We start from the raw sequence: 21,555 nt of genomic DNA, 5'->3' as shown, positions 1-21,555 counted from the left end.
TAAAAAAGAAAATTGAGGATGGCCCCAACTTTCTTTTAGATAACCAGGAAGTAGCTTAAGATAAAACTTTCATTACGTTTTTAACTGAATCTGCAGATTTACTTAATGCAGCTTTTTCTTCTTCTGTTAATTCGAGTTCGATGATTTTCTCTAATCCATTGCCGCCAAGGACAGTTGGGACACCTAAGTAAATACCATCATAACCATATTCACCTTCTAAAAATGCAATCGTTGGAAGGATACGGCGCTGATCTTTTAATATCGCTTCAACCATTTCTACTAAAGATGCAGCTGGTGCATAGTAAGCACTTCCATTTCCAAGCAGGTTAACGATCTCTCCGCCACCCTTACGTGTTCTTTCCACAATCGCATCTAAACGATCTTTTGGAATTAATGTTTGCAAAGGAATTCCACCAACATACGAATAACGTACAAGAGGTACCATGTCATCACCATGTCCACCTAATACAAATCCTGTTACATCCTTAACAGAAAGATTGAGCTCTTGTGCAACAAATGTACGGAAACGAGCTGTATCAAGTACCCCAGATTGACCAATGACACGATGCTTTGGAAATCCTGATTCTTTAAATACAGTATATGTCATTGCATCTACAGGATTCGTTAAGACGATAATGGTACATTCTGGAGAATATTTTACAACTTCCTTAGTTACACTTTTCATAATGCCAGCATTCGTCGAAACAAGATCATCGCGGCTCATCCCGGGTTTTCTGGCAATACCTGCAGTAATGACGACAATATCTGAGTCAGCTGTATCTTCATATTTTGATGTACCAATAATATTTGCGTCAAATCCTTGTACAGGACTTGCTTCAAGCATATCTAATGCTTTTCCTTTTGTAGGATTTTCCATTTGTGGGATATCAACCAATACAACATCTGCAAGTTCTTTTTGGCCTAATAAAAATGCCGTTGTAGCACCTGTAAAACCACTGCCAATAACAGAAACCTTTTTACGTTTGATTGCCATTTGAACATCCCCTTAAAGTTATGTAAGTCAGGTAATCGGGGCCGGCCTAATTGTTCAAAGGCAGGCCCACATCGTTACCTATAAAATAATGACTGGAATTATGAATTAACCAAAGTTTTTAATTAGCTCTTCTGCAAATTCTGAGCATTTTACTTCAGTTGCCCCATCCATTAAACGAGCAAAATCATATGTTACAACTTTAGAAGCAATTGTTTTTTCAACTGAATTAATAACTAACTCAGCAGCTTCTGTCCAGCCTAAATGTTCAAGCATTAATACACCAGAAAGCAGAACAGAAGATGGATTTACTTTATCAAGACCAGCATATTTTGGTGCTGTTCCGTGAGTAGCTTCAAAGATCGCATGTCCTGTTTCATAGTTGATGTTTGCTCCTGGAGCAATACCGATACCGCCAACTTGTGCTGCTAATGCATCAGAAATGTAATCACCATTTAAGTTCATTGTTGCAACTACATCAAATTCACGAGGACGAGTTAAAATTTGTTGTAAGAAGATATCTGCAATTGCATCTTTTACAATAATTTTCCCAGCAGCTTCTGCATCAGCTTGTGCTTTATTAGCTGCTTCTTTGCCTTCTTTTTCAACAATGCGGTCATATTCTGCCCAAGTAAATACTTTATCGCCGAATTCTTTTTCTGCAAGTTCATAGCCCCAGTTTTTGAAGGCACCTTCAGTGAATTTCATAATGTTTCCTTTATGAACAAGTGTTACAGATTTACGGCCATGCTCAATTGCATAATTGATTGCAGCTCTTACTAAACGGCTTGTACCTTCTTCAGAAACAGGTTTGATACCGATACCAGAAGTTTCAGGGAAACGAATTTTATTAACGCCCATTTCACTTTTCAAGAAGTCGATTAGCTTTTGAACTTCTTCAGAGCCTTTTGCATACTCAATACCAGCATAGATATCCTCAGTGTTTTCACGGAAAATAACCATATCCGTATCTTCTGGACGCTTAACTGGTGAAGGTACACCTTGGAAATAACGTACTGGACGCAAGCAAACAAATAAATCTAATTCTTGACGAAGTGCTACATTCAGTGAACGGATTCCTCCGCCAATTGGTGTTGTTAAAGGTCCTTTAATAGCAATTAAGTACTCACGAATAACTTCCAGTGTTTCATTTGGTAACCATTCGCCAGTTTGATTAAATGCTTTTTCACCAGCAAGAACTTCTTTCCAAACGATTTCTTTTTCACCATTGTACGCTTTTTCAACCGCTGCTTCTAATACACGTGATGCAGCTGCCCAGATATCAGGACCGATTCCGTCACCTTCAATAAATGGGATAATTGGATTGTTTGGTACGTTTAATGCTCCGTTAGTTACTGTAATTTTTTCACCTTGTGTCAAAGAAATTACCTCCCAGATTATGTATATTCTATAGCTATTATCCAAAGGATAGATTGCACACTTTTTAGTATAGTAGTTTTTAAAGAATTTTGCAGAGAATTTAAAATAATTTTTTTGCTTTTTATAAAGATAACGATTCCACACAGTAATCCTCCCAATCAAACAGGGAGGATGCTGTGTTTGAAATCATAATTTATTATTACCATTTCCAAATAAAAGATTATTAACCGCGTTGCTCTAATGGTATATAGGCTTGCTTATCGGGACCAACATATTCAGCGCGCGGGCGAATTAAGCGGTTGTTTTCATATTGCTCTAAAATATGAGCTAACCAGCCAGAAACACGGCTAACTGCAAAAATTGGCGTAAACAGGTCATGATCAATACCTAAGCTGTGGTACATAGATGCTGAATAGAAATCAACGTTTGGCGGCAATGGTTTGCGTGATCTAACAACTTCTTCAACTTTCGTTGAAATTTCATACCATTTCGGTTCACCAGTTAATTTCGTCAGTTTCTCAGACATTTTCTTTAAATGTTTAGCTCTAGGGTCCCCCTGACGATAAACACGGTGCCCAAAGCCCATAATTTTTTCTTTATTATCAAGCTTTTCATTAATATAGCTTTCTACATTTTCCACTTCGCCAATCTCAGTAAGCATCTTCATTACTGCTTCATTTGCTCCACCGTGTAATGGTCCTTTTAGCGCTCCGATTGCTGAAGTCACACCAGAATAAACGTCTGATAATGTTGCAACACAAACACGAGCAGTAAATGTAGATGCATTTAATTCATGATCGGCATGTAAAACGAGCGCTTTATTAAACGCCTCAATTGCTACTTCATTAGGTTCCTCACCAGTTAGTGTATATAGGAAGTTTGCAGCCATTGATAAGTCTGTTCTAGGCTCAACCGGCTCTAAGCCTTTACGGATGCGAGCAAATGATGTGACAACGATTGGAAGCTGTGCTTGTAGTCGGATTGCTTTTCTATAGTTAGCTTCTGTATCCATCACATCAGCTTCCTCGTCAAATAAGCCAAGTAATGATACAGCTGTACGAAGAGCTGCCATTGGGTGCACACTTTTGATAGGATATGTTCTGAAGTGTTCGATGACTTGCTGTGGAATTTTTGCATTTTCCGCAAGTTGTTTCTTGATTTCATTCAACTGCTCAGCATTTGGCAGCTTTCTGTGCCAAAGTAGATATACCACTTCTTCAAAGCTTGCGTTTTCTGCTAAATCATCAATGTTATAGCCCGCATATGTTAGTGTGTCATCAATGATCGAGCTAACAGATGAAGTAGTCGCTACGATTCCTTCAAGACCGCGTGTTGCTGTCATATTAAACCTCTCCTTTACCTTTTATTCCCCATTTGATTCATCTTTAAAGTTTAAAAGTTTACCCACAAAAATCCGTTTTCCATCTCATTTTTCTCAGCAATGAATATGTAAGAAAAATATCTGTGGTAAGAGATATTTTTTATAGTATAAGCAAATTTATTTTATGCTTTTATACCAATTAAATACGAAATGCTCTTTCTTTTAAACTTTTTGACGATTGAGCGCTTGCTCAATGCAAGCCCCAAAAAAGAAAATGCTTACATTTTTACGAATAGATAGAGTCAAAATGTTCATTCTTTATTTATGATCCATTATATACTATCTATATTCTATTCAAATGGTGAGCGTTTATAGAAAATTTACTCTTTTTACCCTATCGGGAAAAGCAAGTTTTTCTATTATGTAGGCATTTAAATGAACCTAACCCTATTATAAACAATTATCAGACTTTTGTGAATGAAAACAATTCAATAAGGCCGAAAAATTTGTTAGAAAAATTTTATTTTAGGGATTTGGTCACTTCATTCTATCTCACATATATAACCATACCATAAATTTGTTATATTAGTGTACATTTTCCCTCAAATAATTTCCTGCTTTTTTCATTATCATTAGCAACCTGGACATTATGAGCTGAAAAGCTTCACAATTTGCATGGCGAGGTAAGCAATACCTGCACCAATTAATGGACCAACAGCAACTCCATTAAATAGCGCAACCGCTAAAATTGTCCCAAAAACTAGAGCTGTAGTAATATGAGGATCTTCAGCCAAGAGTGTTAAGCCATTCTTGGCAATTAAGGCTACGGCAATCCCCGCTCCTAAAGCAATCCATGCATAAGCAGATTTCACTGCTTCTAACAGCTGCTTAAACCCAATATCACCTGTTGCTATTGGTACAAGAACAGCAATTGTAATAACTGTTACTCCCCAATTGATCCCTTTTGAACCGATAGCAGGAAGTAATTTTGAGTCTAAACCAAACAATTTAATAATCATTAAAAAAGATACTGCAATAATTAATGATTGATTTTTTGCCAACAGTCCGATCCCTAACAAAACAAGTAAAAATAACATCGGTTGACTAAACATGATGTAACCCCCAAATATATAGTTCACTAACAACTTTATCCCAAACTAACCCGGGCAGTAAACCATCCTGCTTCTGATTCTGGAAAAGCTGAGCTTTGAAGATAATTAAGTAAAAACTGCCCGTATAGATCCGATAAGTTTCGCTAACCATCAGCGGGGATGGGATAAACCCTACTGATGGAAATCTCACCTTTTCCCACATACCCTTCAATTTTTGTTCACATAAACAAGTCCATCTTGTAATAAATATGCTATAAGACGCGAAAATTCGGGAGGAAACAAAGTTGAGTTTGGACTATTTATATAGCACGTTAAGACTATTATTAATTGTTGGATTATTGATTATAGGTCTTTATATTTTCTATTATTTATCAACTTTAACCTATCCATTTATCATCGCTATTTTTATCGCATTGCTTATTAATCCGCTCGTAAATTTATTAGAGCAAAAGGGTAAATTTCCAAGGGGCTTAGCGGTTATCATTGCTATTTTACTGTTAATTTGTTTAATAGCAGGGGTCCTTATCCTATTAGTTGCTGAAATCGTGACTGGTACTACCTATTTGGCGAAGGTTATACCAGGGCATTTGAAGCTGCTTACAGTTTATCTAGAAACCTTTTTTGTTGAAAAGCTTATGCCAATATACAACCAATTAACCTATCTTTTTAATAACTTGGAGTCTAATCAGCAACAATCCATTATCGCAAATATCCAAAACATTGGTGAGCAGGTGTCCTCAAGCGTTGGAAATTTCATAAAAAGCTTTTTAGAAAATATACCTGCCATTATCAGCTGGCTCCCTAATGCAGCAACGGTTATCATTTTTTCTTTGCTGGCTACTTTTTTCATCAGCAAGGATTGGTACAAGTTTAAACGCACATTAAATACCATCTTACCGCTTAAAGCCAGAAAAAGCGGAAGAACTATTTTGGATGAATTAAAAAAAGCACTGATCGGATTTATTCGTGCCCAGGCAACCCTTATCTCGATCACAACAACAATTGTACTTATCGGTCTGCTCATCCTCCGGGTAGATTATGCAATAACGATAGCTTTGCTGATTGGGTTAGTTGATATCCTGCCATACCTGGGCACAGGGCTGGTATTTGTTCCTTGGATTATCTACCTTGCTTTTAGCGGAAGCCTTCCGCTTGCAATTGGTATCGGGATCCTTTATCTGATTGTTTTAATACAACGGCAGGTAATGGAACCAAAAGTTCTTTCATCAAGTATCGGATTAGATCCGCTTGCTACTCTGGTCTCTCTTTTCATTGGATATAAATTAATAGGATTTTTAGGTCTTATAGCAGGACCGGTTGCTTTAGTCATTTTAAAGACCTTGCATAGTGCCGGGGTATATGAGGATCTATGGACGTTTATTGCGGGGAAAGGAAAATAAGAAAAGGATAAGGCTGTCTCTTTGTTTTTGAAACAGCCTCATTCTTTTTTAGGATAACTCTGTACCGTGGAAAAGTGTTTCACATCCAGCGCCTCGCAAAGTAATTTCAGCCGCTCCGGCATTAAAGAAAAAAACATCTTCTATTTTGGAGCGTCTTGACTTATGAATTTGCTATAGGCGCTTATTCTCAGCGAATGATTGTAATTCGATTTCGATCAATCCATTTCCGGATAAGTGAAATAAAAAAAGGCTTTATTTTTTTTCTGCTTAATGGAAATAACAATAAAAAACCTGCAATATCAGTAATAAATCCAGGTGTAAGCAGCAATAATCCTCCAACCAAAATACATAGGCCATCGATGATCGCATCACTAGGTATTTGTCCATATTGCATTTGTTGCTGTACGTTTCTTATGGCTTCGATTCCTTGTTTCTTAGCAAGCCAAGCCCCAATGACACCCGTTAGGATAATCAAGAAGACTGTGGGTATAACTCCGATCGTTTTACCAGAAAGAAGGAGAAAGCCTATTTCTAAAGCAGGTATGACGATGATGAATAACATTAATAATCTCATCTTATCACCTCTTAAATAAGAGACATGGCTAAGGACAAGCTCTTTAATTCGTTTTTATAATTCTATTCTATTCGTTTTGTTTATAAAAGAGAAGTGATCAATTCTAAAAGCAAAAGCGCAAGCGCCTTGATCAGCCTTGGTCAAATAAGAGAATTGGGAATGGAAAGCGCCTTTTTGCCTTTAATACCATCTGGCTGTCATAAACGGGACATCCTTATCTCTTGCCTACACTTTCATGTTCTGTGCTTCGGCAAAGCAATTATCTACTAGTACAGGGCATATTAAAGTTTCCTAAACCTCGAAAAAGGAACCGGTAAAAACCGATTCCCTTATTTTAAAAATCTATTTATTAAAGTACACTTGCATGTCCTTGATAGATTACACCTCGAACAGCATCAACTGTAATATCCTGTCCGTCTTTTAATAAAGTTGTTGCATTGTCGACTCCAACAATGACAGGGATTCCGAGGCTTAATCCTACAACAGCAGCATGACTGGTTAGCCCGCCCTCTTCTGTGATTAATGCAGAAGCTTTCTCAAGCCCCTCAATCATATCACGGTCTGTACTTTGGGCAACAAGGATTGATCCTTTTGTCATTTTTTCTTTTGCGTCTTTTGCAGTACTTGCAACAACAACCTTACCAAAGGCAGTTTTCCGTCCAATACCTTGACCTTTTGCAAGGACATCTCCAATTACATGAACTTTCATTAAGTTTGTTGTTCCTGCTTCTCCAACTGGAACACCTGCAGTGATCACAATTAAGTCTCCATGGGAAACAAAACCGCTGTTTACTGCTTCAACAACTGAGTTATCGAGCATTTCATCTGTGGTTGTTGAATGGTTGCCGCTTCTTGGATAAACTCCCCATACAAGGGCAAGCTTACGTGAAAATGAATCAGATACTGTTACCGCGATGATTGGTGCTTTTGGACGATATTTGGAGATCATTCTAGCCGTATGTCCACTTTCTGTTGGAGTAACAATTGCTGATACACCAAGATTTAATGCTGTATATGCAGTTGATTGACCAATTGCATCTGTAATCGTTGTGCCAACTTGAGCACTACGTTTAGTTAAAATTGATTTATAGTCTAAAGCTTGTTCAGCTCTTGATGCAATATTATGCATTGTTTTAACCGCTTCCACCGGATATGATCCCGCTGCAGTTTCACCTGAAAGCATAATCGCATCTGTTCCATCAAATATAGCATTTGCAACGTCACTTGCTTCTGCACGAGTTGGTCTAGGATTACGCTGCATGCTATCAAGCATTTGTGTTGCAGTGATAACTGGTTTTCCTAATGCATTACATTTTCTAATTAATTCCTTTTGAACCAATGGAACTTCTTCAGCAGGTATTTCCACACCTAAGTCACCACGGGCAACCATTAAACCGTCAGACACTTCAAGGATTTCATCGATATTGTCTACGCCCTCTTGATTCTCAATTTTAGGAATAATTTGTATATGGCTTGCATTGTGTTCTTCAAGTAATTCTCTAATTTCAAGTACATCTGATGCACGTCTTACAAATGAAGCTGCAATAAAGTCAACTTCCTGCTCGATTCCAAATACAATATCTTTTGCATCCTTTTCCGTGATACCTGGAAGCTTAACACTTACACCTGGCACGTTTACACCTTTTTTATTTTTCAACGTTCCGCTATTTTTAATAAGTGTTTTAATTTCATTGTTAGCATGATCTAAGCCAACTACTTCAAGTCCAATAAGTCCATCATCTAAAAGGATTGTCGAGCCGATATGTACATCGTCAATTAAACCTTCATATGTAACTGAGAATTTTTCAGTTGTTCCGATAACCTCATTCATTGAAATGATGATTTCTTTCCCTGCTTCAAGCTCAATGGCACCATTTTCCATTGTATTAGTTCGAATTTCTGGACCTTTTGTATCCAACAAAATCGCGACTGTTTTATTTAACTTTGCTGAAGCCTCTCTTATATTAATAATTCTAGCTCCATGTTCTTCAAAATCACCATGAGAAAAGTTTAAGCGCGCAACATTCATTCCTGCTTCCATTAACTCTGTTAACTTTTCAATCGATTCACTAGCTGGTCCGATTGTACATACAATCTTAGTTTTACGCATTTATGTTCCTCCTACCAATTGTGTGGAAAGAGGCAGCTCTAAGTAAGAAGAGATTACCTCTAGATTCCACTATTATATGGTTTTTATATTCGTTCGATTTCCCCGGAATTACCTTTTGCTTTCAAAAACAATGGGACTGGGACCCTTATGAAAACGATCCCAACTTCTTTCTATTATATAGATAGTTCTTTTGATAAACGGTACATATCGTTGTCAATAGTATGCGGTTGATCCAGTATCTCTAAAATATCATGATGGACCAGTTCATTTTTCTGGATGCCAACACAACGTCCGCCCTTGCCTTCAAGAAGTAATTCAACAGCGTAAGCTCCTAATCTGCTAGCTAATACACGGTCAAATGCAGTTGGTGATCCTCCGCGTTGAACATGTCCTAAAACAGAGACACGTGTTTCATAAGAGGTAGCTGCTTCAATTTGTTTTGCAAATTCCACTCCGCTTCCAACACCTTCTGCTACAACGATTATACTGTGCTTTTTACCGCGATCATGGCCGCGCTTCAAACGTGCAATAATATCTTCCAAATCATAGTCAGCTTCTGGAATCAAAATCGTTTCTGCTCCGCCCGCTAAACCAGACCATAATGCGATATCGCCAGCATGTCTTCCCATAACTTCAATTACATATGTACGTTCATGTGATGTAGCTGTATCACGAATTTTATCAATTGCATCGATTACCGTATTTAAAGCAGTATCAAAACCAATTGTATAGTCAGTTCCAGGGATATCGTTATCGATTGTGCCAGGAACACCTACACATGGGAATCCGTGCTCAGTAAGCTTTTTAGCTCCCATATATGAGCCATCTCCGCCTATAACTACTAACCCTTCAATTCCAAACTTTTTCAGCTGTTCAATACCCTTTTTTTGTCCTTCAATTGTCTTAAATTCAGGACATCTTGCTGAATACAACTTCGTACCTCCGCGGTGAATAATATCCCCAACTGAGCCTAATTCTAATTTTTCAATACGGCCTTCAATTAGTCCTGTATATCCGTGATAAACACCATATACTTCAACATTATGATAAATTGCCTTCCGAACAACTGCCCGTACTGCAGCATTCATACCTGGAGAATCTCCTCCGCTTGTTAAAACACCTATTTTTTTCAAACTCTTCACCCCACTATATAATATAGCATTATTCATTTAATTTAAAACTAACTTGAAAGGAATGTCAAAAACAACATAAGCAGAACGCAGCTTTTGTCGAATAACCTTTTTAAGAGCCTATCTCATTATACAATAAATTCATCTCTGTGTTTAATGAATTATGTAATTTTGCTAAATTATTGTCCTTGCTTGCACGTTTGGTTGATATTAAATTTGTCCATGATAAATCTATCACTCAAAAGAAACGTGGACCAATGGCCACACGTTCTTTATTTTACCCCAAGTAACTCATTTGTAAATGATACTTGGCCTATTCTTTTATACTTTTCGTATCGATGCTGAATCAACTCTTCACCATTCATTGCTGAGAGAGCCTTTAAAGAGTTTGCCAGCACCTCTTCAATATACCCTGCTTGTTTTGTAACATCCTTATGTGCTCCACCTTTTACTTCAGGGATAATTTCATCCACAACACCTAGTTCCTTTAAGTCCGGTGCTGTAATTTTCATTGTTTCTGCTGCCTTTTTAGCTAATCCGGAATCCTTCCATAATAAAGCAGCAGCACCTTCTGGCGAGATAACAGAATAAGTAGAGTTTTCCAGCATGTGAATATGGTTGCCAACGCCTAATGCTAAAGCACCGCCGCTACCGCCTTCACCAATAACAATACAAATAACCGGTACTGATAATCCTGCCATTTCAAACAAGTTCTTAGCAATTGCTTCGCTTTGTCCGCGCTCTTCTGCCGCTTTCCCTGGATAAGCACCTTTCGTATCAATAAAGCAAATGATAGGACGGTTAAATTTATCTGCTTGCTTCATTAATCTTAATGCTTTACGATACCCTTCAGGATGGGGCATACCAAAATTTCTTCTGATATTTTCCTTCGTATCCTTCCCCCGTTGATGACCAATAACGGTAACAGGAAGTCCCTTAAACTTGGCAATTCCGCTGACAATAGCCTCATCGTCGCCAAAATAGCGGTCACCATGACACTCAAAGAAATTAGTAAAAATATGTTCGATATAATCTAATGTTGTCGGTCTGCTAGGATGCCTTGCAATTTGGACTCTGTCCCATGGCTTGATGTTCGTATAAATCTCATTTTCCAGCTTTTCTAATCTAGCTTCCAGCTTCTCTATTTCGGAGGTTAAATCAACATCAGATTGGCTTGTAAATTCTTTTAATTCACTGATTTTTTTTCTAAGTTCAACAACCGGCTTTTCAAATTCCAATTCGCCTACCATTTTAATTCACCTCCTGCTTGATGGATATCAAGAATATTTCCAAGCGTATCCTTTAATTCTCGACGATCAATAACTGCATCAAGCTGACCATGCTTTAATAAGAATTCAGCCGTTTGGAAATCTTCAGGAAGCTCTTCTCTTATCGTTTGCTCGATAATTCTTCTTCCTGCAAATCCGATAAGTGCGCCAGGCTCTGCAAAATTATAATCACCAAGTGAAGCAAAACTTGCAGATACTCCACCTGTTGTCGGATGTGTCATAACAGAAATAATTAAACCGCCATTATCGCTAAAAAGCTTTAATGCAGAGCTCGTTTTTGCCATTTGCATTAAACTTAGTACACCTTCCTGCATTCTGGCACCGCCAGAAGCAGTTAAAATAATAAATGGCAGACCTTTTTCATTTGCTTTTTCAATTGCACGGGTAATCTTTTCACCAACTACTGAACCCATGCTTCCCATTCTGAAGCTGGCATCCATAATGGCTATTGTTGTTTTATAACCGTCTATCGTGCCTTCTCCTGTAACAACCGCCTCATTTTGCTTCGTTTTTTGACGGTCTTTTTCAAGCTTTTCCTCATAGCCAGGAAATTGCAATGGGTTTTCTGAAATCATCTCTTTATCATATTCTATAAAGCTATTCTCATCAAATAAGCTCTGAATTCGTTCTCTTGCATTCATTTGATAGTGATAGCCGCAATTCAGACAAATCTTTTGGTTTTTTACTAGTTCTTTTGAATAGATAATTTTCTTACAGCTTGGACACTTGCTAACTATTCCTTCTGGAACATCTTGTTTTGCTTGCTCCGATGGAACCTGCGCATATTTTCTTTTCTTCGGTTTCGGTTTCGTAAATAAATCTTTTAACAAAACGGTACCTCCCCTTTTCTAAAGCTGTTTAATCGTTTCTCTACAAATCTTTTTTCACTTTGTTTATCTAGGTTTCATAGCTGTTATGGCAAATCATTAGCACATGATCCTCGTTATTACTTTAACGAAAGTTGAACAAGCATGTTGTTGAAGTATGTCAGTATCTATTCGACATTTTCCTCAAACGATATGGCCTCATATGCAGCAAAAACGTTTTCCCGTTTCTTATTTAACAGGGCTGTTATAAGCATTTCTAATTTTTCATGCGAATAAACCATAGCCTCGTCCCGTTTGGAGACATACGTAACATATTCATTTAATACAGACCATATTCGATAAAGGAGATGATTATTGGATAATTGCATAAGTTCTTTCATCACTTCATATCTTGTCATTGTATGGTTTGTAAGCTTTTCTATTAAAAGAAGAAGTTCTTTTTCACAATTATTTTGTAATAGTAAATTAAGTGCATTGTTTTCCAGAAGAGAATTCATCTCAATAATATCATCAACCACTTTTGAATCTTCTAAAATGAATGTTCCAAGCAATTCGATAAGATGATGTTCCCGGAAGTCTTTAAGAAATGTGCCTTCTCCCCTTCTTGTTTCAATCATCCCTAATAGCTCAAGGGCTCGTAATGCCTCCCTTACTGAGGATCTTCCTACCTTTAGTCTATCAGCAAATTCTCGTTCAGAAGGGATTTTATCACCATAAGAAAGCTGATTTTCAGCGATGTAAGCTCTAATATGACGAAGAATTCCTATATAAACTTTTGATTGTTCAGTCGTCAAAGACAAATCACTCACTTCTACTCTATAATCGCTAGCCTTCTCGTTTTTTCAGCAACTTCCTCTGGATCTACTTTTATTCTCGCTACACCTGTTTCCATCGCGGTTTTTGCCACGGCAGAAGCTACTGCAGGTGCAACGCGAGGATCAAAAGGAGCAGGAATAACATACTCTGGCCTTAATTCATTATCAGTTACAAGTGAGGCGATGGCTTCAACTGCTGCTATTTTCATTTTCTCATTGATATGGGTAGCACGAACATCTAAAGCACCTCTGAATATCCCAGGGAATGCCAAGACATTGTTAACCTGGTTTGGAAAATCAGAACGTCCTGTACCAATGACCATGGCTCCAGCTGCTTTTGCATCCTCCGGCATAATTTCTGGAACAGGGTTTGCCATTGCAAATATAATAGGCTGATCGCTCATTGACTGAACCATTTCTTTTGTTAACGCACCTTCGACAGATACTCCGATAAAGACATCGGCATCTTTTATTACATCAGCAAGAGAGCCGGCAATTTGATCTCGGTTCGTAAATTTTGCCACTTGTGCTTTTACTTCATTCATCCCTGTAGGACGATTCTCATAAATAGCCCCTTTTGAATCACACATAATAATATCTCTGACCCCATAAGTATATAGGAGCTTAATAATCGCAATCCCAGCAGCCCCTGCGCCATTAGCAACAACTCGTATATTTGACAAATTTTTCCCAACTAATTTTAAGGCATTTACGAGAGCTGCTACGGTTACGATCGCGGTTCCATGTTGATCATCATGGAAAATTGGAATATTTGTTTCCTTTTTTAATCTTTCTTCAATTACAAAGCAGTTTGGTGCAGCAATATCTTCCAGGTTTACCCCGCCAAAGGTAGGCTCAAGAAGTTTTACCGTATTAACGATTTCATCAACATCTGTTGTATTTAAACAAATTGGAAAAGCATCTACCCCTGCAAAGCTTTTAAATAATACGGCTTTTCCTTCCATAACAGGCATAGCAGCCTCAGGTCCGATATTTCCGAGCCCCAGCACTGCTGTTCCATCGGATACAACCGCCACCATGTTACCCTTCATGGTATAGTCATATACTTTATTTTTATCATCATAAATTTCTTTACAAGGCTCTGCGACTCCTGGTGAATAGGCAAGACTTAAGTCATGTGCATTTCTAACAGGAATTTTAGACTTTGATTCAAGCTTTCCCTTATTTATACGGTGAATATGTAATGAGTCTTCTCTCAATGACAATATGAACATCCCCTTTGTACCTTGTAAAGTTTCAAAAAAAGACCGTCGTTCAAGAACTTCTCGTTATTTTATCCTATCTCACAAGTGGTCTGACCACCTATAATCCTATTAAATGATAACATAATTCATTTGTTTGTAAAGAAGGTTTTACATCCATTCGTTTATAAAGGACTTAAATCATCAAAGCTTGCTGTCCCTCTATTTCCATGAAAATAGGTTTAGAAAATATGCGAATTCCCTTTTTGTGAGAAGCATTCTAAATGATTAAAATGATGATCAATTCATAATAATAATATTATTTTCGTAACACTACATTATTTTTCCCCAGTAATTTTATTAATTCGATTAAGCATTTTTCTGTTGGAGAAATAAAATACTCTTTATCAAGCTGTACCGTACGTTTATCTGCTTCATAATAAAGAAAAACGGGTGTATCTCCATGGTAATTTTTAAGAAGTTTTTTTACGATTAAGAGCCTATTTGTTTCCATGGATTGCTGATCGATTTTTATAAAAAGCTTGCCATTCCCGCTTTGACTAGGCAGTTCCTTTGGTAATATCACCCGTTGAATAATAAACTGGATTTTATCTTGACGGTGTTCTGTTTTTCCCTCCAAGAGGAAAATATTACTAGATGACATTCTTTCGCTAAATTTTGAATATATTTGCGGGAACATGACTGCATCAATCTCTCCAGTCTCATCACCAACCTTTAAAAATGCCATTACCTCGCCTTTTTTGGTGCGAATGGTTCGGATACTTGAGACCATAACTCCAATCGAAGCTCGTTTATTTAATTTTTCCTGTACTTCTTCTATTAGGACTGCACCAGCTAGCTGAAATTGGTTTCGATGCAATTCTGCTGGATGACTTGAAAAATAAAAGCCGAGCGACTCTTTTTCAAACTTTAATTTTTCCTCAATTTTAAATGGTTCAACCTGGATATATTTAGGCTTTAGCGTAAATTCCTCTTCATTAAATAAGTCAAATTGCTGATCATCAGCGGGTTTTAACAGTTCTGCATGCTCTACGGCAACATCTAAGCTGGCAAGCAAGGTTGCACGGTCTACCCCAAAATCATCCATTGCACCTGAAAAGATTAACTGTTCGATTGTACGACGATTTACAATCTTCATTGATACTCTAATGCAAAAGTCAAACAAGTCATTGAAGGGTTTCTTTTGCCGGCCATGGAAAATTTCCTTAATCGCGGTAATCCCAACATTTTTTATGGCCATTAAACTATAGCGCACCATACCATTTTCAACTAAAAAAGGGTATGCGCTTTTATTAACGGAAGGAGGTAAGATCGTCACACCTTTTTGCTGGGCTTCTCGAATATACTGTGATACTTTATCATCATTACCAATTACACTTGTTAATAAAGCCGTTGTAAAATATAGCGGATAATTTGCTTTCAGGAAAGCTAGCTGATAGGCAATCATACTGTAGGCAACTGCATGGCTTCGATTAAAACCGTAATTAGCAAATTTTACGATCAAATCATATGTTTTTACAGCTACTTCTTGATCATAACCATTTGCAATACAGCCTTTTACAAAATGCTCCCGTTCCTCATCAAGGACTTCCTTCTTTTTCTTACCTACTGCACGTCTTAACAAATCAGCTTCACCTAAAGAAAAGCCAGCAATTGTTGAGGCAATTTCCATAATTTGTTCTTGATAGACAATGACTCCATATGTGGACTGTAAAATAGGTTCAAGTTTAGGGTGCAAATATTGAACTGGTTTTTTGTTATGCTTTCTTTCAATATAAAGAGGGATATTTTCCATGGGACCGGGACGATATAAGGCATTTACCGCAACAATATCTTCCAGGCCTGTTGGTTTTAAACGCTTTAATACACTTCTCATTCCTTCAGATTCTAGTTGGAAAATTCCAGTAGTATCCCCGCTTGAAAGAAGGGCAAATGTTTTTTCATCTTGATAAGATATGTTCGTTAAGTTAACTGAAACTCCTTCTTCACGCCGAATTAATTTTGTTATATTTTCTATCAATGATAGATTTCTTAGTCCTAAAAAATCCATTTTTAATAACCCTAAATCCTCTAAAAAATCCATTGTAAACTGGGTTAGATATACATCCTGTGTCCCGTTTTGGATGGGGACAATGTTTGTAAGAGGCTGATCGCTTAATACAACACCTGCAGCGTGAGTTGAAGCGTGCCTTGGAAGGCCTTCGATTTTTAATGCTGTATCAATTATTCTTTTATATAAATTGTTTTCTTGTATTGCTTTTTGCAAGCCTTTAGACTCTGATATGGCCTTTGAAAGGCTGACTCCAGGACGAGATGAAATTTGTCTTGATAAAAAGTCCATTTCTTTTGTCGATGCACCCATGACTCTCCCGACATCACGGATTGCCGCCTTTGCTGCCAATGTACCAAATGTGATGATTTGTGCGACATGAATTTTACCGTATTTCTTCGCGACATAGTTAATAACCTCGTCTCTTCTTGTATCTGGGAAGTCAATATCTATATCAGGCATCGAAATTCGCTCAGGATTTAAAAAACGTTCAAACAATAGGTGATGCTGAATTGGATCAACATCCGTTATTTTTAAGACATAAGATACAAGTGAGCCTGCCGCAGAACCTCTGCCGGGACCAGTAAGAATACCATTTTCATGGGCATATTTCATAAAGTCCCATACAATGAGAAAGTAATCACTAAAATTCATCCGTTTGATGACATTTAATTCATAATCAAGCCTCTCTAGATAAACCTTATTTATTTTCTCAATCCGTTCTGGCAATGCTTTTCGGCAGAGCAATTCGAGATAATCATCCGCACTTTCCTGATTGGGCGTAGGGAATTTAGGCAAATGCGTTACCCCTAGTTCCAGGTTAACATGGCACCGATTGGCTATAGCTAATGAATTCTCCAGCGCTTCAGGAATATCACCAAAAAGCGAGACCATTTCCTGCGGTGATTTCAAATAATATTCATTTGATGTTTCCAAATCTGCATGCTCATCTGAGAGCTTCTCACCATTTTTTATAGCTTCTAAACACTTTTGAGCAAAAAAGTCTTCTTTCTCTATGTAAGAAACATTGTTTGTTGCTACAATAGGAATATTTGTTTCTTCACTCAATAAGATGATTTCTTCCATAAGCAGCTGATCCTGATGTAAGAAGTGATTTTGAATGCCGAAATAAAAAGATTCTCGTCCAAAAATGGATTGATATTTCACAGAACGCTCTTTGGCTTTTACACGATTACCATCCATTAGCATTTGTTCAATTTCCCCACCTGGACCGGGGGTGATAGCAATTAAACCTTGGCTATAACTCTTCAACCATCTTTCAGGCAGCCCATCCGGCGCTTTTGTTTGCAGAGCACTGCTGATCTTGATTAAATTTTGATAGCCAATATTATTTTCAGCAAGCAAGACAAGCGGAGCCGCTGCTTTGTCATCCTGTTCATTGATCACTTCTATGGTTAATCCAATTATTGGCTTAATATCATGTTGCTTACATATTTTATAAAATGCAATCGCTCCGTACATAACATGGTCATCAGTTAAAGCAAGAGCTTTAAAATTAAGTGATTTTGCTTTTTCTACCAGCCTGTCCAGCTTTGCTGCACTTGTTAAGAGACTATATGCACTTTTAACTTGAAGATGAACGAAAGGCAAAAAAATCCCTCCTTTCTTAAAACATTTGATCTTTATAGGGCATCGTTAACTATATCCTCCATTATATTCTTAGTTTTTTATTGAGACAAATAGTTCGTACATGGTTGTGATTGTCTACAAAACGATTTTTTATATACGTCTAAATAGAACATACTTCCTAAAGGTCGTCCATATATATTAAGTGAGACTTCCTTCTGTGGGAGGGCTTATCCCCACTGAAAGTTGTTCTAAGACTTATCAGCTCTTTAGGGGCTTAAATCCCCACCAATGTAGATATGCTTTTCATATCATTTGAATAAGGGATATTACTGCTCGTTAAGCTTGGGATAAAAATAGGAGGATGATGGAATGGAAAATGAAGCCTTTGTTCCGGCTTTTATCCATAGCTATTTTATTGCACTTGGTGTTATTTTGGGCGGGACACTCATAGGTGCTATTGGAGCATTTATAGCTGGTGAGCCGCCTTTAACGAAAATGTTTATATTTGCAAATCGCTTAAAGATATGGGCGCTTGTTGCCGCAATTGGCGGAACATTTGATGCGTTTTACAGCTTTGAACGAGGAATATTCGAAGGGGAAACGAGAGATATCATCAAACAAGTTTTACTAATTATTTCCGGAATGGGCGGAGCTCAAACTGGATTGCTTATTATTACTTGGTTAACTCAGGAGCATTTATCATGAGAATCCCGCAACATTATCAACAACCATCATGGCAGCGTTTCTTTGCAGGAGCAGCGATTGGAGCCGTTATCAGCTGGTGTGTGTTTTTATTTATGTTTGGCGTGATTCAAGAAAAGCATAGCACCAAAATTACAGAACAACAAGTAGTAATTAATGACCTTAAAAAAAGTGTAGAGATTTACCAGGAAGAATTCACAAAACTAAATAAAGAAGCTCAAAAAAAGGTTACTGTTCAGGATATAGAAATTGATTTAACAAATGGTGAGAAATATCATTTTCAAAAGTTCCAAATTGAAAATATTGAGCGAATAATTGAGGATGATTTATTGGATTTAATTGCAAAGGAGCTTGAGGGCGTTATCTCCAACCATAAGTTAATAAAACGAACGATCGAGAACAGAACACTGTCAATAGATGATAAGAATTATAAACTTAAAGTTACCCATTTTTTTCTATCTACAACGATTTATATTGAGGTGGAAATATCCTATTTGAAATAAAGACTTTGTTTAATTGGTATATCTGCATTGAATAGAATGGATAAATGAGACTCCGCCTTAGAAAAGTAAGCTAAAAGGGAGCCTGCCGCTGGTGCACTGCACCGGGGAGGTTTCCTGTCCGGCTGCTTAAATACGCGAACAAATTGAAGCGAAGAGGCAAATTCATCAGAAAATTTGAATTTTTTATAATCTTGGAGCAAAAATTAATCGCATTTTCAGGTTATTTTCGATAAAATAAAAATAGGAAAAACAAGTAAATAACTTTTTAACATTCAAATCAACTCTGCATCATCCACCTCATTATACTCACCTCATGAGTAAAATGCTTGTTCATTCCAACTTCATGATTATACAAACGGAACCTCGTCCAAATTCAACTGCCTTAAGCCATGTTTACCGTTATTTGTTTTATTGAAAAATGGACTCCTTATTGACTAGCTAAAACCTTCTTTGGTTAACATTCCAACTAACGCTGCCTTTTTATGCAAAAAAGGTCAGACTTGTCAAATGAAGAAAGGGTGACTTCCTATTTAAAAATCAAATTGGAGGGGATTAAATTGTATATTATTAACTCAAAAAAGTTTGTACAGGAAAAGCTTGAGTATATTAAAAATGGATTCTCAGCATATGTTGAATCACCTGAGATCGCAAATCTCATAAAAAAGGAAATTCAAATATTGAAGCTTGATGTTTACGAGGATGCAACGGATATTGGATTTTGGTTTATTCCAAACAAAGACTAGTAAGCGTTACCATAACCTCTTATGCTACCGTCTCCCCATCTGCTTCTTTTAATAATACTTATATAACTCTCACATTTTCTCCTTATAACTTATTAAAAGAAAAGGTTCGGAACCGTCATGACGAATTCCGAACCAATACATACCCCTTCCTTATCTGTTAACATCCTGACAAAGCTCTTCTAAATCTTTAAGAAGGTTTTCAGCTTCATCCCAGCTGTAAATTGAAGCACCAGATGCTAAAGGATGTCCTCCCCCGTTGTATTTTCTTGCTAATCCATTAATTACTGGGTCTTTGGATCTCAATCTTACTCTAATTTGATCTTTTTCTTCAACAAAAAACACCCATGCTGTAACACCCTCAATATTTCCAAGTATACCTACCAGCTGCGAAGCTTCTGAAGGTGATACCTCATATTCATCTAATATTGCCTGTGAAATATTCATAGATGCTGCTCCTGATGATGTTAACGTGAAATTTTGAAGCACATAACCGCTAAGCTTTGCTACATTCCGTTTTGTCTTATACAGTTCGTTATATAATGGAGCAAACTCAATTCCTTCGGAAATTAATGCACTAGCATAACGGAAAGTCTTTTCAGTTGTACTTGGAAAAAGGAAACGGCCTGTATCACCAACGATTCCTGCATATAACAATTGCGCTGCTTTTTTTGGAAGAACAAGGCCTTGTTCCCTGCCTTCCAAATATAGTTCATAAATCATTTCACTTGTTGCTGCCGCACTCGTATCAACCCAAAGCAGATCCCCGTATTTATCTTCATTTGGATGGTGATCAATTTTAATAAGCTTTTTCCCATTTTTATAACGTTGGTCGCTTACCCGAGCTTGATTGGCTGTATCACAAACAATAACCAATGCTTTATGATAAACGTCATCCTCGACAAGGTCCATTTTATATAGAAACTCCAAGGATGGATCACTTTCCCCTACGACGAGAATTTTTTTATCCGGATAGGAAGCTTTTAATAGTTCAGCTAAACCACATTGTGAACCATATGCATCAGGATCAGGACGAACATGACGGTGGATAATAATCGTTTCATTTTGACGTATTTCTTCTAAGATTTTTTGTTTCATTTCTTTCTCCTTTAATCATCGATATAAGTTATTAAATCATAAAAAATCAGATTTAAAAAGAAAGAATAATCAGCAAACAGAAAATGAATACATTTTGATAGAGGACATGTTAAAATAATATAGGTTACGATCATATACACGTTATTGATTTTAAAGCGGAGGTTTAAGATATGCCGGTGTTAGTTGTAATTATTATGATTTCCCTTGCCTTTTACGTTTACTTTAAGGTAAAAGCTTATAGATCCTCAAAGCCGATTGAAAAACAATGGATTTCTGCAAAATCGAGTATTGCATTAGGGATATTTGTTGCAACCTTTGGCCTGAATCAGCTATTCCTATATCGATCAAGCATTTCGTTAATAGTTGGGGTTATCTTTTTACTTATTGGCCTTGGAAGCAGCTGGGCAGGATTCCGTGCATACAAACATTATTTACCTCAAGTAATAAATGAATCGGGAATCGAGTAGGAGGGGGTGACTAACCCCCGACCTCTCACACCACCGTACGTACCGTTCGGTATACGGCGGTTCAATTAAGTTTGACGTAGAAATTCATATCTTTGATATAAACTTTAAAGCCCACGGGAACTCCAATAGGAGTTATCAAGGGTTTTGTGTAGAATTGGACTACAGGCGATTCTCCAATATTTCTTTCTTGAGTTTCCCCATTCGTATGCCTTGTTATCAGGAACACCTAAACC

18 protein-coding genes and 1 pseudogene are annotated in these 21,555 nt (G+C 37.3%); 5 read left to right on the top strand and 14 right to left on the bottom strand.

Annotation, left to right across the window (positions count from 1 at the left end):
* Positions 1 to 55: 55 nt before the first annotated feature.
* The 4 genes from mdh to WQ54_RS12950 form a co-directional block, all read right to left on the bottom strand.
* Complete coding sequence (mdh, locus tag WQ54_RS12965) at positions 56 to 994, bottom strand: malate dehydrogenase (protein ID WP_046517201.1); 939 nt, start codon at positions 992 to 994, stop codon at positions 56 to 58.
* A 105-nt stretch (positions 995 to 1,099) separates the two neighbouring features.
* Positions 1,100 to 2,371 carry an NADP-dependent isocitrate dehydrogenase gene (gene icd, locus WQ54_RS12960; protein ID WP_046517291.1) on the bottom strand — a complete coding sequence of 424 codons (1,272 nt, stop codon included), beginning with the start codon at positions 2,369 to 2,371 and terminating at the stop codon, positions 1,100 to 1,102.
* Positions 2,372 to 2,594: 223 nt separating this feature from the next.
* Positions 2,595 to 3,713, bottom strand: a complete 1,119-nt coding sequence (gene citZ / locus WQ54_RS12955) for a citrate synthase (RefSeq protein WP_046517199.1) — start codon at positions 3,711 to 3,713, stop codon at positions 2,595 to 2,597.
* Positions 3,714 to 4,339: 626 nt separating this feature from the next.
* The gene (locus WQ54_RS12950; protein ID WP_046517197.1) at positions 4,340 to 4,804 is read right to left on the bottom strand and encodes a DUF441 domain-containing protein; all 465 of its coding nucleotides are present in this window, start codon (positions 4,802 to 4,804) and stop codon (positions 4,340 to 4,342) included.
* Positions 4,805 to 5,088: 284 nt separating this feature from the next.
* Here WQ54_RS12950 and ytvI point away from each other — a divergent pair, with 284 nt between their 5' ends.
* Complete coding sequence (gene ytvI / locus WQ54_RS12940) at positions 5,089 to 6,204, top strand: sporulation integral membrane protein YtvI (protein WP_046517192.1); 1,116 nt, start codon at positions 5,089 to 5,091, stop codon at positions 6,202 to 6,204.
* A gap of 187 nt (positions 6,205 to 6,391) precedes the next feature.
* Here ytvI and WQ54_RS12935 read toward each other — a convergent pair whose 3' ends face one another.
* From WQ54_RS12935 to dnaE, 8 genes are all read right to left on the bottom strand, one after another.
* Positions 6,392 to 6,778, bottom strand: coding sequence for an FxsA family protein (locus tag WQ54_RS12935; protein ID WP_046517190.1), 387 nt, complete (start codon positions 6,776 to 6,778; stop codon positions 6,392 to 6,394).
* 349 nt (positions 6,779 to 7,127) lie between these two features.
* On the bottom strand, positions 7,128 to 8,888 hold the full coding sequence (gene pyk / locus WQ54_RS12930; RefSeq protein ID WP_046517188.1) for a pyruvate kinase: 1,761 nt from the start codon (positions 8,886 to 8,888) through the stop codon (positions 7,128 to 7,130).
* Positions 8,889 to 9,061: 173 nt separating this feature from the next.
* A complete protein-coding gene (pfkA, locus tag WQ54_RS12925; protein WP_046517186.1) occupies positions 9,062 to 10,021 on the bottom strand; it encodes a 6-phosphofructokinase in 960 nt (319 codons plus the stop codon).
* Positions 10,022 to 10,290: 269 nt separating this feature from the next.
* Positions 10,291 to 11,268 (bottom strand): acetyl-CoA carboxylase carboxyl transferase subunit alpha, encoded by a 978-nt coding sequence (accA, locus tag WQ54_RS12920; RefSeq protein WP_046517184.1) that lies wholly within the window; start codon positions 11,266 to 11,268, stop codon positions 10,291 to 10,293.
* Complete coding sequence (gene accD / locus WQ54_RS12915; RefSeq protein ID WP_046517183.1) at positions 11,262 to 12,137, bottom strand: acetyl-CoA carboxylase, carboxyltransferase subunit beta; 876 nt, start codon at positions 12,135 to 12,137, stop codon at positions 11,262 to 11,264. Before accD ends, accA begins: the two co-directional genes overlap by 7 nt.
* Before the next feature lie 164 nt (positions 12,138 to 12,301).
* Positions 12,302 to 12,934, bottom strand: coding sequence for a FadR/GntR family transcriptional regulator (locus tag WQ54_RS12910; protein WP_046517181.1), 633 nt, complete (start codon positions 12,932 to 12,934; stop codon positions 12,302 to 12,304).
* 11 nt (positions 12,935 to 12,945) lie between these two features.
* Positions 12,946 to 14,175: an NADP-dependent malic enzyme gene (locus WQ54_RS12905; protein ID WP_046517179.1), complete on the bottom strand. Its 1,230-nt coding sequence runs from the start codon at positions 14,173 to 14,175 to the stop codon at positions 12,946 to 12,948.
* A 295-nt stretch (positions 14,176 to 14,470) separates the two neighbouring features.
* Positions 14,471 to 17,833, bottom strand: coding sequence for a DNA polymerase III subunit alpha (gene dnaE / locus WQ54_RS12900; protein ID WP_046517177.1), 3,363 nt, complete (start codon positions 17,831 to 17,833; stop codon positions 14,471 to 14,473).
* A 348-nt stretch (positions 17,834 to 18,181) separates the two neighbouring features.
* Here dnaE and WQ54_RS12895 point away from each other — a divergent pair, with 348 nt between their 5' ends.
* The 3 genes from WQ54_RS12895 to WQ54_RS12885 all read left to right on the top strand — a co-directional run bounded on the left by WQ54_RS12895 (position 18,182) and on the right by WQ54_RS12885 (position 19,760).
* Positions 18,182 to 18,517, top strand: coding sequence for a YtrH family sporulation protein (locus WQ54_RS12895; RefSeq protein WP_046517176.1), 336 nt, complete (start codon positions 18,182 to 18,184; stop codon positions 18,515 to 18,517).
* Positions 18,514 to 19,017, top strand: coding sequence for a sporulation membrane protein YtrI (ytrI, locus tag WQ54_RS12890; protein WP_046517174.1), 504 nt, complete (start codon positions 18,514 to 18,516; stop codon positions 19,015 to 19,017). The genes WQ54_RS12895 and ytrI overlap by 4 nt, the downstream gene beginning before the upstream one ends.
* A 557-nt stretch (positions 19,018 to 19,574) precedes the next feature.
* On the top strand, positions 19,575 to 19,760 hold the full coding sequence (locus WQ54_RS12885) for a hypothetical protein (RefSeq protein ID WP_046517173.1): 186 nt from the start codon (positions 19,575 to 19,577) through the stop codon (positions 19,758 to 19,760).
* A 150-nt stretch (positions 19,761 to 19,910) separates the two neighbouring features.
* Here the strand turns inward: WQ54_RS12885 and WQ54_RS12880 are convergent, their stop codons facing one another.
* Entirely contained in the window at positions 19,911 to 20,855 is a 945-nt protein-coding gene (locus WQ54_RS12880) for a bifunctional oligoribonuclease/PAP phosphatase NrnA (protein WP_046517171.1), read from the bottom strand.
* A gap of 170 nt (positions 20,856 to 21,025) precedes the next feature.
* Between WQ54_RS12880 and WQ54_RS12875 the strand changes: the two genes are divergently transcribed.
* Positions 21,026 to 21,322, top strand: a complete 297-nt coding sequence (locus WQ54_RS12875; protein ID WP_046517169.1) for a YtpI family protein — start codon at positions 21,026 to 21,028, stop codon at positions 21,320 to 21,322.
* 104 nt (positions 21,323 to 21,426) lie between these two features.
* Here WQ54_RS12875 and WQ54_RS34710 read toward each other — a convergent pair.
* A pseudogene (locus WQ54_RS34710) lies at positions 21,427 to 21,555 on the bottom strand (group II intron reverse transcriptase/maturase); the annotation flags it as partial.

The organism is Bacillus sp. SA1-12 (assembly GCF_000981385.1).
Taxonomy (GTDB): Bacteria; Bacillota; Bacilli; order Bacillales; family Bacillaceae; genus Metabacillus.
The sequence above is the reverse complement of the archived record's forward strand: the minus strand, read 5'-3'. Positions and strand labels throughout refer to the sequence as shown.

Bases quoted from the DNA above. Each gene is read 5' to 3' on its own strand.
- mdh (WP_046517201.1), bottom strand. From the start codon at position 994: ATGGCAATCAAACGTAAAAAGGTTTCTGTTATTGGCAGTGGTTTTACA.
- citZ (WP_046517199.1), bottom strand. From the start codon at position 3,713: ATGACAGCAACACGCGGTCTTGAAGGAATCGTAGCGACTACTTCATCT.
- WQ54_RS12950 (WP_046517197.1), bottom strand. From the start codon at position 4,804: ATGTTTAGTCAACCGATGTTATTTTTACTTGTTTTGTTAGGGATCGGA.
- WQ54_RS12935 (WP_046517190.1), bottom strand. From the start codon at position 6,778: ATGAGATTATTAATGTTATTCATCATCGTCATACCTGCTTTAGAAATA.
- pyk (WP_046517188.1), bottom strand. From the start codon at position 8,888: ATGCGTAAAACTAAGATTGTATGTACAATCGGACCAGCTAGTGAATCG.
- accA (WP_046517184.1), bottom strand. From the start codon at position 11,268: ATGGTAGGCGAATTGGAATTTGAAAAGCCGGTTGTTGAACTTAGAAAA.
- WQ54_RS12895 (WP_046517176.1), top strand. From the start codon at position 18,182: ATGGAAAATGAAGCCTTTGTTCCGGCTTTTATCCATAGCTATTTTATT.
- ytrI (WP_046517174.1), top strand. From the start codon at position 18,514: ATGAGAATCCCGCAACATTATCAACAACCATCATGGCAGCGTTTCTTT.
- WQ54_RS12880 (WP_046517171.1), bottom strand. From the start codon at position 20,855: ATGAAACAAAAAATCTTAGAAGAAATACGTCAAAATGAAACGATTATT.
- WQ54_RS12875 (WP_046517169.1), top strand. From the start codon at position 21,026: ATGCCGGTGTTAGTTGTAATTATTATGATTTCCCTTGCCTTTTACGTT.